At 33.9% G+C, this 17,076-nt stretch carries 14 protein-coding genes; 7 read left to right on the top strand and 7 right to left on the bottom strand.

Annotated elements, in window-relative coordinates; genetic code table 11:
- The first annotated feature begins 73 nt into the window (after positions 1–73).
- Complete coding sequence (locus DMB65_RS16580; RefSeq protein ID WP_123955355.1) at positions 74–310, top strand: hypothetical protein; 237 nt, start codon at positions 74–76, stop codon at positions 308–310.
- 118 nt (positions 311–428) lie between these two features.
- Complete coding sequence (locus DMB65_RS16575; RefSeq protein WP_110307739.1) at positions 429–758, top strand: hypothetical protein; 330 nt, start codon at positions 429–431, stop codon at positions 756–758.
- Between the two features lie 83 nt (positions 759–841).
- Here DMB65_RS16575 and DMB65_RS16570 read toward each other — a convergent pair whose 3' ends face one another.
- From DMB65_RS16570 to DMB65_RS16545, 6 genes are all read right to left on the bottom strand, one after another.
- On the bottom strand, positions 842–2,005 hold the full coding sequence (locus DMB65_RS16570) for a hypothetical protein (RefSeq protein ID WP_110307738.1): 1,164 nt from the start codon (positions 2,003–2,005) through the stop codon (positions 842–844).
- A 167-nt stretch (positions 2,006–2,172) separates the two neighbouring features.
- The gene (locus DMB65_RS16565; protein WP_110307737.1) at positions 2,173–3,858 is read right to left on the bottom strand and encodes a sodium/sugar symporter; all 1,686 of its coding nucleotides are present in this window, start codon (positions 3,856–3,858) and stop codon (positions 2,173–2,175) included.
- Between the two features lie 259 nt (positions 3,859–4,117).
- On the bottom strand, positions 4,118–5,131 hold the full coding sequence (gene galE / locus DMB65_RS16560; protein ID WP_110307736.1) for a UDP-glucose 4-epimerase GalE: 1,014 nt from the start codon (positions 5,129–5,131) through the stop codon (positions 4,118–4,120).
- Between the two features lie 2 nt (positions 5,132–5,133).
- Positions 5,134–6,183 (bottom strand): UDP-glucose--hexose-1-phosphate uridylyltransferase, encoded by a 1,050-nt coding sequence (locus DMB65_RS16555; protein WP_110307735.1) that lies wholly within the window; start codon positions 6,181–6,183, stop codon positions 5,134–5,136.
- 2 nt (positions 6,184–6,185) lie between these two features.
- Complete coding sequence (gene galK, locus DMB65_RS16550) at positions 6,186–7,355, bottom strand: galactokinase (protein WP_110307734.1); 1,170 nt, start codon at positions 7,353–7,355, stop codon at positions 6,186–6,188.
- A gap of 111 nt (positions 7,356–7,466) precedes the next feature.
- Positions 7,467–8,522 (bottom strand): aldose epimerase family protein, encoded by a 1,056-nt coding sequence (locus tag DMB65_RS16545; RefSeq protein WP_110307733.1) that lies wholly within the window; start codon positions 8,520–8,522, stop codon positions 7,467–7,469.
- A gap of 102 nt (positions 8,523–8,624) precedes the next feature.
- On the opposite strand from DMB65_RS16545, the gene DMB65_RS16540 reads away from it, so the two are divergent.
- From DMB65_RS16540 to fsa, 4 genes are all read left to right on the top strand, one after another.
- A complete protein-coding gene (locus DMB65_RS16540; RefSeq protein ID WP_110307808.1) occupies positions 8,625–9,623 on the top strand; it encodes a GntR family transcriptional regulator in 999 nt (332 codons plus the stop codon).
- 101 nt (positions 9,624–9,724) lie between these two features.
- Positions 9,725–10,870, top strand: a complete 1,146-nt coding sequence (locus DMB65_RS16535) for a geranylgeranyl reductase family protein (protein ID WP_110307732.1) — start codon at positions 9,725–9,727, stop codon at positions 10,868–10,870.
- A 388-nt stretch (positions 10,871–11,258) separates the two neighbouring features.
- Positions 11,259–13,301, top strand: coding sequence for a transketolase family protein (locus tag DMB65_RS16530; RefSeq protein WP_110307731.1), 2,043 nt, complete (start codon positions 11,259–11,261; stop codon positions 13,299–13,301).
- Positions 13,302–13,323: 22 nt separating this feature from the next.
- Positions 13,324–13,980: a fructose-6-phosphate aldolase gene (gene fsa, locus DMB65_RS16525; protein WP_031453962.1), complete on the top strand. Its 657-nt coding sequence runs from the start codon at positions 13,324–13,326 to the stop codon at positions 13,978–13,980.
- A 125-nt stretch (positions 13,981–14,105) separates the two neighbouring features.
- Here fsa and DMB65_RS16520 read toward each other — a convergent pair whose 3' ends face one another.
- Entirely contained in the window at positions 14,106–14,795 is a 690-nt protein-coding gene (locus DMB65_RS16520; protein WP_110307730.1) for an NUDIX hydrolase, read from the bottom strand.
- A gap of 486 nt (positions 14,796–15,281) precedes the next feature.
- Here DMB65_RS16520 and DMB65_RS16515 point away from each other — a divergent pair, with 486 nt between their 5' ends.
- A complete protein-coding gene (locus DMB65_RS16515) occupies positions 15,282–16,829 on the top strand; it encodes an alpha-N-arabinofuranosidase (protein ID WP_110307729.1) in 1,548 nt (515 codons plus the stop codon).
- Positions 16,830–17,076 lie beyond the last annotated feature (247 nt).

The following is a 17,076-nucleotide window of genomic DNA, read 5'->3' as shown; positions in this document are numbered from 1 at the left end:
ACGTAGTAAAAATACAATAATTATATGATTCAAATAAAACTTATCTATGATTACAGCTGTACAAAGGAATAAAATGAAGAAAGTCTTTAAAACAGGCTACTCAAGTGATGTTAAAAAACTATTAGAAGAGAAAGAAATATGGAATAAAAAAGGACTTCCCTTTAGTAATTCATATATCACCCACGTTTTTAATGGCAGAAATACCAATAATGATATTGAGGATGCAATCATTGAATTGTATCAAAAAAGATTACATGAAGAAACAACAATCACATTGCGCAGAAAAGAAATTTTCAGCAAAAAAATATAATGTATCAACTTAAAAATCTGAAATGCATTAAATAGATCAAGACACGTATTTTATAAAGTAAGTACAAAATCTAATCAGGATTAATTATCAAAGTTACAAATCTAAAAATCCAGTAATTATGGCAATAATAAAAAATGAAAGTTTAGGAAATATGGGTTACTTATCAGACAAACATGGTTTATTAACGAATTTTATTTTTGAGATTCTCTCGGTAGAATACAGAGATAATTTATATGGATATTTCAAAATAAAGTTAACAAACGACAATTCAAAATTTGTGGTTATCAATAATTTCAGTATTTGCGGAAAATTTTCTGATAATTTTCCAGACAGAGTATTAGAAGCAGGAGCCTATTTTTGCCATCCGGATTTAAGTCATGAACTCGTACTTGATATTTTTAGTTATGAATTTGATTTGTATAAAAGCAAATTAGCAAAATCTGCATAAAATGGATGTGTTTGTCAAGTGTAGCAATTCTGTTTTAATTTTGAATGTAATCATAAAATATAACAGAACGCCTGTTTGGGTCTTTATTTTTTTACAACATAAATACTTGAAAACTCGTTCTTATCATTAAACATTAGCTGTATTTTTAAAACGGCATTCTTAATTTCGATATAATTTGAAAATTTTAAATCGTCATAATTTTCAATTTGGTCTTTACCCAGTTTTTTTGCTATTTCTTCTTTTGGAGAGAAGGGTTTTAATCCGTTTTCAAATGAAATTTCGGCAAGGCTAAAGTCTGTTAAAGAATATGCTTTTACAATATTATACTGTGGGTTTTCACTATTTTTTTTAGTGATATCAAAAAAGAAATAAAAATTGTTATAATCATTATCGTAAGTAAGTTCATTAATAGCTCCATTGCTTCCTTGTATGATAATATTTCGTTCAAAATTTTTACTGGTTTTGGATTTTTTAAAATCATTTTCATTTGATTTTCCAATTGTAACATCATTTATACTCCAATCTTTATGAATAGTAAGAAGAGGTTTGTTCTTCATGTTTTCTGGTTTTGTAGTATTAATGAGTAACTCCTTAAAGTAATTTTCATTATTGCATCCTCCAAAATCGATTAAACCATTGAAAGTGTCCCAATAACAGGTTTTCGATAGTTTTGCGTTATTTAAAATGGTTACCCTGTTATAATCCGGTGAATAAAAAATATACTTCCCCTGTTTTTTTAAATTCCAGTATAAACCGTTATCTGTGTTGGGATTTTTTGTGCCTTTTCCATATTTGTTTTCAAGTTTTTTCAGGATTTCATTTTTAAATTCTGAAGATTTCATTTCTATTCTAAAACCATACAAATAATCATCTGCTTTGTATTTTTTAAAAAGAAGGGTCAATTCCTCTTTCTTCTTTAAGCGTACAAAATCGATATGACCTCCGCCTGATTTTGTAATACTGTCTGTTTTTAATAAATCTGAGTTGATTTGAAAATATACTTTTTGTTTTTTTAAATCCATACCGTCAAAAGTGTATTTTGTTGAATTGTCAATTTCGGCCAATAAACAAAAAGGATATTCAACAGTTTCGACTCCAATATATATTGAATCGTTGAAATCAATTATGTTTTCAATCTTTTCTGTTAATTTCAGTTTCATCAAATCAACTTTTTCTTGTTTTTTACAAGAAATTAAAAAAACCAGTAAGCAAATAATAGTTGGTGTAATAATTGGGTTTGATTTCATTTTAATAATTTCAAATTTTTTTGATGTAGTTTAAAAATAATTAATTTTTTGTTTGGCAAAAATTAACTGTATAATACAATCTCAAGCTCCTTTTTTCCTTTTGTGTAAAAAAAGAGACTACCTTTTCAGATAGTCTCTTTTTAATAATGATGATATAATAAATATTTTTACCAGAACTTCACGTACAACGCTACGATAACTAATAAAGTAATGACAATTAAAACAGTTGTCTGTGGTTTTACAGCAAACATTCCCGGCTCAGTTTCAAAAGCTTTAGGGTTCACTTTTGGTCCTGCAAAACTCATTGCAACCATTACAAGTGTTGTAAAGAAGAATGATAATCCCATACAGATGTGGAACGGAATTTCGTAGATACCTTTAGCATTTTTATAGGCTGTGTACAATAAAGTTTCGTTTCCAAACAAAGCAGGAGCATATTCGTTAAATAATACTGATAATACAAATCCTAAAATTACCCCTACAATCGCTGCAGCTCCGGTAGTTCTTCTCCAGAACATACCTAAAACGAACATAGCAAATACTCCAGGGCTAATGAATCCTGTATATTTTTGGATGTATGTGAATCCACCAACACCGCCAATTCCAAGAATATCATTCCACGTAAACATAACAGCCAAAAGCATCGCTGCAAAAACCGCATAACGACCGATGTTTACCTGATGTCTGTCGCTGGCGTTTTTTTGAATGTATTTTTTGTGAACGTCTAAGGTATAAATGGTAGAGATACTGTTTACTTTACCTGCTAATGAAGCAACAATTGCTGCTGTTAAGGCTGCTACAGACAATCCTTTAAGACCTGTTGGCAAGAACGTTAGCATGGCTGAGTAAGCACCGTCTTTTCCTCCAACCAATTGTGGTAAATCTCCGTTTTTATATAAAACAAAAGCAGCAATACCAGGTAACATTACGATAAGCGGCATTAATAATTTTAAGAAACCCGCGAACAAAATACCGGTACGGGCAGTTTGCAAATCAGCACCCAATGCTCTTTGAGTAATGTACTGGTTACATCCCCAATAGTTAAGATTGATAATCCAGATACCTGCTAAATAAGACATCATACCAGGGAAAGTAAGATATTTGTCGATGTCGTTTTGAGAAGAAGTTGCGGTCGGCTCAGGAATAATCATTTTAAAATGCTCAGGAGCTTTTTCCATCAATAAGTTGAAACCGGCAAGGGCGTCTTTTCCAAAACCAAAACTTTCTGCCACAACCGTCAAAGCAATATAAGAGGTTACTAAACCTCCAATAATTAAAACCGCTACCTGAATAACATCAGTATAAGCGACCACTTTCATACCTCCTAAAGAAATGATTAAAGCAAAAACAGCCAGACCAATCATAATAACATGCAGATACTCACCACCTGCCAGTCCGTTAATAGCAACCGCTCCTAAGTATAAAATAGAAGTTAGGTTTACGAAAACATATAAAAACAGCCAGAAAACCGCCATAATTAAGGCAGTAGATTCGTTATAACGTGTTTTTAAGAATTGTGGCATCGTGTAAATCTTATTTTTAAGATATACGGGGATAAACCAAACGGCAACAATAATAAGGGCAATAGCGGCAATCCACTCATAAGCAGCAACTGCAATTCCAAGAAAGAAGCCCTCACCACTCATTCCGATAAATTGTTCTGCTGAAATGTTTGAAGCGATCAATGAAGCTCCAATCGCCCACCATGTAAGTGTTCCTTCTGCAAGGAAATAAGCCTTAGCATCGTGTTCGTTTTTTTCGCGTTTGCGATAAATCGTATATCCGTAAATGGATACGACGAGAAAATAGATAATAAATACTGCATAATCTGCAAAAGCAAGGTTTTGGCTCATTTGTTAGTAATATTTGAAATTAATATAAAGTGATTTTTGTAAAGTTTAATGGTTCCTATAACGACTGTCGAAAATAGTTTATTATGCTTGCTAAACTAATTAATTTATTCTTTTAATCCGAAAAAAATACGATATGTATTTTAATTTGGCTCTTTTTTTATAAAATTGAAAATCAAAAGTAAAGTAAAAATAGTTATGCGCAATATAAATAAATGTGTTTTTTACATTTGTAACAAAAAAGCTACCATTTCTATATTTTTTATTGTCTGATCTTTTGTTCCCATTTCCAGGCACTTGCAATGGCGTCATCTAATGTGAGTTGTGTTTTCCAGCCCAGAATATTATTAGCTTTGTCAGTATTGGCATACGCTTCTGTAACATCACCCTCTCTTCTTGGAACTATTTTGTAAGGCAGTTTTTGTTCGCTGGCTCTCTCAAAGGCATTGATTACTTCAAGTACAGAACTTCCTTTCCCGGTCCCTAAATTGAAAATTTCTAATTTATCTGCATTGGTTTTGTTTACCAGCCTTTGCATGGCAATAACATGTGCTTTTGCCACATCCACTACGTGAATATAATCGCGGACACAGGTTCCGTCAGGAGTAGGGTAATCATTTCCGTAAACGGATAATTCTTTTCGTAATCCAACACCGGTCTGCGTGATAAATGGTACTAAATTTTGTGGGACTCCCAGTGGCAATTCGCCAATTTCGTTTGATTGATGTGCCCCAATTGGGTTGAAATAACGCAGTAAAATAGCATTCAGGTTACTTATTTTGGTAACATCGGTAATGATTTCCTCACCAATTTGTTTGGTATTTCCGTAAGGTGACATTGCCGGCTGGATAGGGGTTGATTCTGCGATTGGCATCTTTTCGGCCTGACCGTAAACGGTACAGGAAGAACTGAAAATAAAATTCGCTTCTGATTTTTGTTGTAATTCCTGAAGGATATACACCAATGAGTTTATGTTGTTTTCGTAATATAACAAAGGGTTCTGAACGCTTTCTCCCACAGCTTTTGAAGCAGCAAAATGAATAACACCGGATACATCAGAATATTTTTTGAAGAAATCCTGAACAGCTGCTTTGTCTCTTAAATCAATTTGTTCAAAAAGCGGTTTTTTTCCGGTAATTCGTTCGATTCCGTCTAAAACTTCAATCGAAGAATTAGAAAGATTGTCTATAACAATTACTTCGAAATTTTCGTTTTGTAATTCTACAACGGTGTGTGAGCCGATAAAACCTAACCCACCAGTAACGACTATTTTCATGGTTATTTATTTTTATAGTGAATATCTGATTGCTCTCTTAAAATGGCTGCGCTTTTTTCAGGAGTAATATCACGTTGTGATTCACCTAACATCTCATATCCAACCATGAACTTTTTTACTGTAGCAGAACGTAATAATGGTGGATAAAAGTGCATGTGAAACTGCCATTCTTCATGTGCCCCACCGTCTGTTGGCGCCTGATGGATTCCTGAAGAATAAGGGAATGACGTATTAAAAAGATTGTCATACTTTGTAGTCAGCTGTTTCAAAATAGTGGCATACGAAGTGACTTCTTCTGCTGTAAAATCGGTAATTTTAGTGATATGTCTTTTACTGATAATCATCGTTTCGTATGGCCAGATGGCCCAAAAAGGAACCAATGCTGCAAAATGATCATTTTCGATTACAAGCCGTTCATCTTTAATTAATTCGGCTTTAAGATAATCCTGTAAAAGATTGCGGTTGTTTTTAATAAAATAATCTTTCAGGTTTTTTTGTGTTTTTTCTACCTGTGTCGGCAATGATGACTGCGCCCAGATTTGCCCGTGTGGGTGTGGATTGCTGCATCCCATGACACTTCCTTTATTTTCAAAAATCTGAACATGGTTGATGTAGTCGATGCTGCCTAAATCAGTATATTCTTTTTGCCAGGTACGGATAATATTTTCGATGCCTGCCACTTCCATTTCAGGCAAAGTAAGATCGTGTCTTGGCGAAAAACAAACGACTCTCGAAATCCCTCTTTCCGGCTGTGCCTTAAAAAAAGTGTGTCGAATGTCTTCTTCGTACATGATTTCATCCTGCTTCATAGCTGCGAAATCATTTTCAAAAACAAACGAACTTTCGTAATTTGGGTTATTCATACCATTGGCGCGAACATTACCCGGGCATAAATAACAGGTCGGATCGTATTTAGGTAATTTTTCTGTCGAGATAGTTTCATTCTGGCCTTGCCATGGTCGTTTTGCACGGTGGGGTGACACCAAAACCCATTCGTTTAGTAACGGATTATAACGTCTGTGCGGATCTTCGTTAATATCAAAATTTCTCATTCTTAATTTGTGGTATAAAGTGATGTTCCGTTTGAGACCTTCACATCATAAATTTTTAAATCAATTCCAAATGTATCAAAATAAAGGCTTGTAAACGCTTCTTTTATGCTGTTTTCATGACCTTTTTTGATTAAAGTGATGGCACAGCCTCCAAAACCGCCTCCCATCAATCGAGATCCCACTACAGCTTCTTCTTTTTTGGCCTGTTCTACAATAAAATCCAATTCTGCACAGCTAACTTCATAATCTTTAGATAATCCGTCGTGGGTGTCAAAAAGCAGTTGTCCTAAAACTTCAATATTACCATTATCCAAAGCTTCGCAAGCCTGAGTAACGCGCAGGATTTCTTTTACGACAAAATGCACTCTTCTAAAAACAACTTCAGTCATTTTGTCTTTAAGGCTCAAAACTTGTTCTTCAGTACAATCCCTGAACGTTTTGATTTCCGGAAAATGATTTTTGATGATCGACAATCCTTCTTCGCACTCTAATCTTCTGTTGTTGTATTCAGATGTAAAAAGCGAGTGTTTTACATTACTGTCAAATAATACCAGTGAGTAATCTTTAAAATCGGCATTGTGATATTCAAATTCCAACGTATTACAGTCTAATTTTATTACTTTGTTTTCAAGTCCGTGAACGCTTGAAAACTGATCCATAATACCACAATTGATACCCACCCAGTGCTCTGCTTTTTGTCCTAATAAGGCAATATCTACTTTTTCAATTTGTAAACCGAAAAGTTCTTTGATACCGAAAATCATTCCGCATTCTAAAGCAGCAGAAGAGGATAATCCTGAACCAACCGGAATATTACTGCTGAAAACACAGTTGAAACCGTCGAAAGAAAATCCATTATCCTGTAATTGTTTGATAACGCCAAGGATATAATTGGTCCAGACAACATCGCTTAATTCAATTTCCTGAGTCAGGTCAGCTTCAAATTCTTCATTTAAATCGATGGCGATAATTTTGGATGTTTTCGAATTGCTTTTCTCAAAGGCAAAACAAATAACTTTATCAATTGCTGCCGGCAAAACATAACCGTCATTATAATCGACATGTTCGCCGATAATATTGATTCTTCCCGGTGAAAGTACAATTTTTTCAGGGGCTTTACCGAATGATTTCTCAAAAAAAGCAGTGGTATTCTGTATTAAAATCTCGTTCATTATGTTGTATTTGAAATGTGTTTTTATTTTACCTTGTTATAATTCTCCGGCTGATCGGAGTTACGTAAAGAAGCCTTCGACTCCAATCAGGCTGACATAATCTTGCGTTTACTAATTTATATTTTCAAATTTATAAACTGTTTTTTGATGGTATTCTTCGCCTTTTTTCAAAACTGAATTTGGAAAATGTTCCTTGTTGGGTGCATCAGGAAAATTTTGAGTTTCAAAACAAATTCCGCTTGACGCATGATAAGCGGCATTTTCTTTACCTTTTAAGATATCAAAACAATTTCCGCCTACATATATATGTACACTTGGCTGGTCTGTGTAAACGCTCATTTGCAGGTTATTTTTCGAACTTAATAATTTCGCGGCACAATTATTTGCTGGTTCAACAACGAATGAAGTATCGATTGTTGCAGGGCATTTTTTAGCTGTTCTGAAATCGAAATCATGGTTGAAAAGATCCGTGAAATTTCCGGTTGGAATATTATCTGCATCCGTTTCCACAATTTTTTCAGCATCAATAAACATACTTTGATTTAAAACAGTTGAATCATGACCATCCAGATTAAAATAACTGTGATGGGTCAGATTGATTACCGTATCTTTAGTCGTTGTTGCTTTATACTCCAGTTTTAATTCATTTTTTTCTGTTAAAGTATAAGTTAAAAAAACCTGTAATTCTCCCGGATAATTTTCTTCCAAATCTTCACTTAGGAGACTTAAAGTTATAGACGGATTCTCGCCGGAGGTTAAATCAGCAACCTGCCACACTTTTTTTCCAAAACCAATATTTCCCCCATGCAGAGCGTTTCCGTTATTATTGGTGTTTAGCTGAAATGTTTTATCATTTAATGAAAAAATACCTTTGCTGATCCTTCCTGCATAACGTCCAACAGTTGTCCCAAAATAAGGCGCACTTGGCAGATCATACGACTTTAAATAGCCTTCCAGTGAATCAAAGCCTAATACGACATCAACAAGTTTTCCTGTTGAAAGCGGGATTTGCAGTGAAGTTACAGTTGCACCATAAGTAATGATCTGAACTTTCATGCCATTTTTATTGCATAATTCAAAAGAAAGAATTTCTTCGTTATCAGGCATTAAACCAAATAAATTGGATAAAGATTTGTCCTGAAAATGTGATATGTGTTTTAAATCCATATAATTTTTACAAAAAATGAAATCCAAAATTAAAAATATTCTTCACAGATGTATACCAGTACCTACCAGTTTTTGTATATTGCAAAAAAAAATCTTTTTCTAATGAACGTTATTTCTATTCAAAATAATCTGGGTTTACCCAAATATAAACAGATAATTCTTTCGGTTGAAAAAGCAATTGATGAAGAAAAACTAAAAAGAGGGGACCGTCTGCCTTCTGTTAATAAAGTGTGCCTGACCTTTTCTTTGTCACGTGATACAGTTTTGCAAGCTTATGACGAACTTAAAAAAAGAGGGATAATTTATGCCATTCCAGGTAAAGGGTATTACGTTAAAAGCATTGAAACCAGTATCAGACAGAAAATTTTTCTACTTTTTGATGAGTTAAATATTTTCAAAGAAGACATTTATAATTCATTTTTAAAAAATATTGGAAAAGATGTTCAGGTCGATATTTTTTTCCATCATTTCAATGTCCCTGTTTTTAAAAAACTGATTAATGACAGTAATGGAAATTACACCAAATATATCATTATGCCAACCAACTTAACCGATATAATAGATTCGATAAAAACCCTACCAGTAAATGAAGTGATTATTTTAGATCAGATAAATGATGAATTGAAATCGTATCCTGCCATTTATCAAAATCATCAAAAAGATATTTTTGAAGGACTTTACAAAGGAAAATCAAGGATTAATAAATACAAAAAACTTATTTTAATTTTTCCCGGATTCAGAGAGCCATTAGGAATGAAAACGGGGTTTGAAAATTTTTGTACGGAACATCAGTTTCATTACGAAATTATTACCCAGTTTACCGATCATAAAATCGAAATTGGGGATTTATATGTGATTCCAAATGATCGGGATTTGGTTGGCGTAATCGAAGAAGCTACAAATAAAAATCTGAAATTAGGAACCGATTTTGGTATTATTTCCTACAATGAAACTCCTCTGAAAAAAGTTGTGGCACAAGGAATTACGACCATTTCAACCCATTTTGAAGCTATGGGAAAAATTTTGGCAGATATGGTTCTTAAAGGAAAAAATGAACAAATAGAAAACAAGTGTTCTTTAATTATGCGAAACTCGCTTTAAGTTTCAATAGATTTAGACACTCCGTGATTTTTTAAAAGTAGTATCAGGACAGTCAAAATTTTGTTTTTTACGATGTTTCCTTTAGTTTTGAAAAAAAAACAATGAAAGCATTTGATGTAGCCATAATTGGAAGCGGTCCGGCCGGAGCTTCTGCAGCTTTTGAATTATCAAAAAACGGAATTACGACCGTTATAATTGAGAAAGAAACGCTGCCAAGATATAAAACCTGTGGCGGAGGCTTAGTTCACAGAGGAAGAAATAATATTCCTTTTGATATTTCATCTGTTGTTGAAAAAGAATTCTATGAAGTAGATACCTATTTTTCAAACACCAACATCAAGCTTACAACAAAAAGAGATAAGCCCATAATTAGCATGATTATGCGTGATGCTTTTGATAATCTGATTGTAGAAAAATCAAAAGAAAATGGCGTTACTCTTTTACAAAACCATAAAGTTACAGCAATTACTTTTGGAGAAATTCAAACGATACATACAACTGAGGGAGCTATACAGGCAAAATTTATTATTGCCGGAGATGGTGCATTAAGCCCTATAGCTAAAATGGCAGGATGGGAAGAAAGCCGAACTATTATTCCGGCCTTAGAGTACGAAATAGAAGTTCCTTTAGCTGATTTTGAAAGACTATCAAAAAACGTTCGTTTTGATATTGATGCCATTCCGAATGGTTATGGCTGGTGTTTTCCTAAAAAAAATCATTTATCTGTAGGTGTTTGTGTTTTGACTAAAACAAACCAAAAGCTTGATTTGAAAAAATACTATGCAGCATATTTAAAAAAAACGCTGGGAATTACAGAAGTTGTAAACGAAGATGCCCACGGATTTGTAATTCCGGTTTCTCCCAGAACGGATACTTTTGTTCAAAAAAATGTTTTTTTAATTGGTGACTCAGCAGGATTTGCAGACCCTGTACTGGCCGAAGGTATTTCGAATGCCATATTAAGCGGAGTTTTGGCTGCACAGTCGATTATAGAAGGTAAACTGGATCCCGTAAGATCTTCAGAATTGTATCATGAAAAATTAGAAAACAGCATTTTACCCGAAATAAAAGCCGGAGTTATCTTGGCCAAAATTTTCTATGAAAAAAGAACATTACGCAATTTTGTCGCTAAAAACTATGGCACTTTTTTATCGAATGCCATGACAGATATTTTCATGGGAACCAGAACTTATCCTAAAGATTATAAAAAGAAGATACGGGAAAAAATTAAAGAGGCTATTTTTTAATTTGAATGGTTAATTCATTTAAAAGGTTCCAATTCTATGATGTTTAGAATTGGAACCTTTTCATTAAAAATGGATTCTTAAAAACATGAGATGTTTGAATTATTTTGAGTGCAAAAAAACATTAAACCCTTTTTTGTTCTATTGCTTAAATAGCACCTCATCTTATATATGTTTAGCAAATCATCAAAAAATTAGTAAAAAAAATAAATAAAATATTTTTTGTTTTTCTGAAATTATTTTGCATACATTTGTAAATGTAAATTTTACACTTATTATTTAATGTGTTTTTGTCAGTCATTTTTAAAAATTATTTTGATTTCAAATTTGGCATTTACAAGTCGAAAACGCTACAAAAAACCACAAATTTTTTACTAAAAAACCACCAATAATGAACAACAAGATTGACCAGTTATCTGCAGATAATATACGTGCTTTAGCCATTTCGATGGTAGAAAAAGCCAATTCAGGACATCCTGGAGGAGCAATGGGAGGTGCAGATTTTCTTCATATTTTATATACCGAATATTTAAAGTACGATCCAACTGATATGCAATGGATTTTCAGAGATCGTTTTTTTATGGATGCAGGACATCTTTCGGCTTTGATGTATGCACAATATCATTTGCTTGGGAATTATAAAAAAACAGATTTAGAGCAATTTAGACAATGGGGATCTGTGACTCCCGGACATCCTGAGATTGATGTAAAGCGAGGCATCGAAAATACTTCGGGACCATTAGGTCAGGGTCATGTTATGGGAATTGGGGCAGCCATTGCAGCTAAATTTTTATCAGCAAGGTTTGATAATTTATTCGATCATAAAATATATGGCTTTATAACAGACGGAGGTGTTCAGGAAGAAATTTCTCAGGGAGCAGGACGTATTGCAGGACATTTGGGACTGAACAATTTTATTATGTTCTATGATTCCAATGACGTACAGCTTTCTTCCATGACAGATGAGGTTACCACCGAAGATACAGCCATGAAATACGAATCATGGGGATGGAAAGTAACTACCATTGACGGTCATGACCACGAACAAATTCGTAAAGCGCTGACTGATGCCAATAATGAAACCGAAAAACCGACCCTGATTATTGGCAGAACCATAATGGGTAAAGGATGTGTTACGGCAGATGGAACCATGTACGAAGGACAATGCGAACTGCACGGAAAACCAATTGGCGCCACAAAAGCAGATTTTAATAAAACATTACAGAATTTAGGTGCAAATATTGAAGATTCATTTGCGGTTTATGAAGAAGTTGCGGCACATTATTCTGCTATTTTAAAAAGTAAAATTACAGAATCAGCTGAAAGAAAATCAAAAATGGCAGCGTGGGAGAATCAAAATCCTGAACGGGCTCAAAAAATCCAACAGTTTTTCTCAGGAGATTTGCCAAACCTTGATTTTAGCAGTATTACCCAAAAAGCAAATGCAGCAACGCGTGATGCTTCTGCAGCAGTTTTGGGTTATCTGGCAGAAAACGTTGAGAATATGATTGTATCTTCAGCAGATTTATCGAATAGTGACAAGACAGACGGTTTCTTAAAAAAATCATCGGTTTTGCAAAAGAATAATTTTAACGGAGGCTTTTTACAGGCTGGTGTTGCCGAATTAACAATGGCTGCAATTGCCAATGGAATTGCATTGCATGGTGGGGTAATTCCGGTAGTGGCTACATTTTTTGTGTTTTCAGATTATATGAAACCAGCGATTCGTCTGGCAGCAATTCAGGAATTACCGGTAAAATATGTTTGGACGCACGATTCTTTCCGCGTAGGCGAAGACGGGCCAACCCATCAGCCAATCGAGCAGGAAGCACAAATTCGATTATTAGAAAAAATTAAAAACCATTCAGGAGAACAAAGTTTACTGGCTTTACGCCCTGCAGATGCTGTTGAAACTTCTGTAGCCTGGCAGATGGCATTGGAGAATAAGAAAACACCAACCGGATTGATTCTTTCCAGACAGGAAATTAAAGACATTCCAACTCATGGAACCTCAAGATTTGCGGAAGCAGGCAAAGCCAAAAAAGGAGGTTATTTGGTCAAAGAAACCCAAAATCCAGACATTACCTTAATCGCCAACGGATCTGAAGTGGCAACATTAATAGATGCAGCAGCTGAACTTGAAAACACGATGCAAATAAAAATAAATGTGGCATCGATAATTTCTGAAGGATTATTCAGGTCACAGTCGGCAGCATATCAGGAAAGCGTGATTCCGAATGGTGGACTGGTATTCGGACTTACAGCAGGGCTTCCGGTGAATCTGGAAAATCTGGTTGGAAATAACGGAAGAGTATTTGGCCTGGATCATTTCGGGTATTCAGCTCCGGCTTCAGTATTGGATCAGAAATTCGGATTTACCAGTAAAAATGCGGCAGCAGAAATCACTAAATATTTAAAAGAAAACAATTTTTAATTCATTAAAATAAAAAGAAAACATGAAATTTTTCATAGATACAGCAAACTTAAAAGATATTAAAGAAGCCAATGATTTAGGAGTTTTGGATGGTGTTACTACCAATCCGTCGCTGATGGCAAAAGAAGGAATTACAGGAGCGCAGAATATTCTGGATCATTATATAAAAATTTGCGAATTGGTAGATGGCGATGTAAGTGCCGAGGTAATCTCAACAGATTTTGAAGGTATGATTGCCGAGGGTGAAAAACTGGCAGCTCTGCATCCGCAAATTGTGGTAAAAATACCGATGATAAAAGACGGTGTAAAAGCCATTAAATATTTTTCGAATAAAGGAATCAGAACCAATTGTACTTTGGTTTTCTCATCAGGGCAAGCCTTGTTGGCTGCAAAAGCCGGAGCGACTTATGTTTCTCCTTTCATTGGAAGGCTTGACGATGTTTCAACAGACGGAATGAATCTGATTGAAGAAATCAGGCTGATTTATGACAATTTTGGATTTGAAACCCAGATACTGGCAGCTTCTGTTCGAAATGTAATGCATATTATTAATTGTGCAAAAATAGGATCAGATGTGATTACAGGGCCATTGAGCGCAATCGAAGGTTTGTTGAAGCATCCTCTTACAGATATTGGTCTGGCTACTTTCCTGGCTGATTATCAAAAAGGGAATAGCTAAAAAGAGAATAATTAGTTTAGTTTTTAATAGTAGTTTTATTTAATGCAAAACCCTGAAATGTTGTCAATTTCAGGGTTTTTCTTTTGATATATTTTTAATGGAAGGTAAAGTCTTTGCAGTTAATTTTATAAATTTAAGACAAAATCATTAAGTAATTTTTCTTCATATTTTTCTTTGTTGAACGTATACAAATAAGATCCTTTTCTGGAAGACTGCATGTCTTTTTCATCCAGTTTGTTTAAAATTTCCAAAGAATTAATTTTACTGATAAAGTTACGTTTGTCTAATTCTTTGCTTAAAATTGCTTCGTATAATTCCAGTAATTGGCGCATAGTGAATTTTTCTGGTAATAATTCAAAACCAATTGGTTTTATCGAAGTTCTGTAACGCAATCTTCTAATAGCGTGCTGAACCATTTCGTTGTGATCAAAAATAAGATTTGGAGCATCTGCTATGCTAAACCATTCTGCATGATAATTTTTAATCAATTCTTCATTATGGTTTTCAATATTAATTAAGGCATAATAGGAAACGGAAATAGTCCTGTCTACTGGGTCACGATCAATTTCACTGTATGCGTGCAGTTGTTCCATGTAGATATCGTGTAACCCGGTGTAGGTATTCAAAATTCGAATCGCAGCATCGTCTAATATTTCATCACGTTTTAAAAACCCTCCAATCAAAGACCATTTTCCTCTCTCAGGTTCAAAGTCCCTTTTAATCAAAAGTATTTTTAATCCCTGATGGTCGAATCCAAAAATGATACAATCTACGGCTAATAAAACCTTATCGGCAGAGCTATAACTGTTTATCATATTTTATATTTTATCGGTAAATATATAAACTTCCTAATAGGTTTCATAATTTTATTAATGTTGATTTAACACTTACTAAAATACAGTTATGTAAATGTTTCTATGATTTAATAAAAACATATTAAGCTATTCTGCGTCAAGGACGGTGATTAAATATGTATTTAATAGCTAAAATTATTATATCTGTTTTTTTTATCCTTTTTTTTAATTAAATTTACAAATGTAAAAAAAACACTTATAAGGTCTCTACTAATTTATATTTCTATCAGGAAATGTAAAAAATTGTTTTCATTGAGAATTTATTTTAATGTTGTTTAAAACATGAAAGTATTATGCTGTAATCCTTTTGAATGATTTAAAAACTAAAGCAGTTTTATTATTTAGGTCCTATTTGAAATCCAAAACCAGAATGAATATTATAGATTGTTCAAGGGATAATATTTATGAAAAAAACGAAGAAACCACTTTTAAATTCTATACCATAACATGAAAAAAACATTTTTAATTCTATTTGTATTTACATTTTGTAATCAAATTACTTTCGCACAAAAAGAAACGACAATTGTCACATTAAAAAATGACGAAAGTGCTCCTACAATCAATAAAAACATCTACGGGCATTTTGCTGAACATTTAGGACGCTGTATTTATGGAGGCTTTTTTGTAGGGGATACTTCAAAAATACCAAATACCAAAGGAGTTCGAAATGATATTATTGCGGCTTTAAAAGATTTGAAAATTCCAAATTTAAGATGGCCTGGCGGTTGTTTTGCCGATACTTACCACTGGAAAGACGGAATTGGACCTCAGGAACAAAGACCAACTATTGTAAACAAATGGTGGGGTGGAGTAACGGAAGACAACAGTTTTGGGACACATGATTTCTTAAATATGTGTGAGCTTTTAGGAACAGAGCCGTATTTATCAGGAAACGTGGGAAGCGGTACCGTTCAGGAATTAGCTGACTGGGTTCAGTACACCAACTTTAGCGGAAAAAGCCCTATGAGTGATTTGCGTAAAAAGAATGGCAGAATAGAACCATGGAAAGTTAAATTCTGGGGAATAGGAAATGAAGCATGGGGCTGCGGAGGAAATATGACTGCTGAATATTATGCCGGAGAATATAGAAAATTTGCCACTTTTATGTCAGATTGGGAAAATACTGGTGGCATTACCCGTATTGCTTCAGGATCAAACAGTGCCGATTATAACTGGACAGAAGTTTTAATGAAAAACATTCCGCTTAATATGTTAGGAGGATTAGGAGTGCATCATTATGCAGTAATCAACTGGAATAAAAAAGGAGACGGAGTCGATTTTACAGAAGAACAATATTTCAAAACGATGCAATCGGCTTTGAAAATGGAAGAATTGGTTACCAAACACGGTGCTATAATGGATAAATACGATCCTGAGAAAAAAGTAGCTATGCTGGTTGACGAATGGGGAGGCTGGTATGAAGTAGAAAAAGGTACAAATCCGGGATTTTTATACCAGCAGAATACCATGAGAGATGCCGTTTTAGCAGGAGCAACCCTTAATATTTTCAACAATCATGCAGACAGGGTTCGTATGGCGAATTTAGCACAATGTGTTAACGTTTTGCAGGCAGTTATCCTTACTGATAAAGCCAAAATGATTACTACACCTACTTATCATGTAATGAAAATATATGCTGTTCATCAGGATGCAAAATTAGTACCGGTAAGTTTTCAGTCGCCATTGTATACAGTGAATGGAGAAACACTTCCGGCAGTATCGGCTTCAGCTTCAAAAGATAAAAATGGGGCAATTCATATTTCTTTAGTAAATGTGGATGCCAAAAATAAAAATAAAATTGAGATTGATGTTAAAGACCTTGGCGTAAAAAACTTCACTGGAACAATAATAACATCAGTAAAATTACAAGATTACAATTCATTCGATACACCTAATAAAATTGTACCAACAGTTTTTAAAGGTTTCGAAAATAAAAAAGGAAAATTAGAAATTACTATTCCTCCTTTCTCAGTAGTTGTTTTAGAAGGAAAATAAAAGGATAAAAAATCAAAAGCTCTTTAACAGAATTAGAGTTTTTGCTAAAAATATCATTAGGATTATAATTTGAACACATAGAAACAGGATTTTTACAGTTGTGAAAAAGACGTTTCACTTTTCATATATGTAGCTATACATATTTAAGTAAGTGAAGTTCCTTTTTTGAACGAAAAAACTACGTCCTATGTGTTTAATGTTTCTATGAATTAAAGAAGAGAAGCCATTAAACGAAGGTGGTGGAAGT

This window comes from Flavobacterium cheongpyeongense (genome assembly GCF_003202435.1).
GTDB lineage: Bacteria > Bacteroidota > Bacteroidia > Flavobacteriales > Flavobacteriaceae > Flavobacterium > Flavobacterium cheongpyeongense.
Note: the sequence above shows the minus strand (reverse complement) of the source record. Positions and strands in the feature narration are given on the sequence as shown.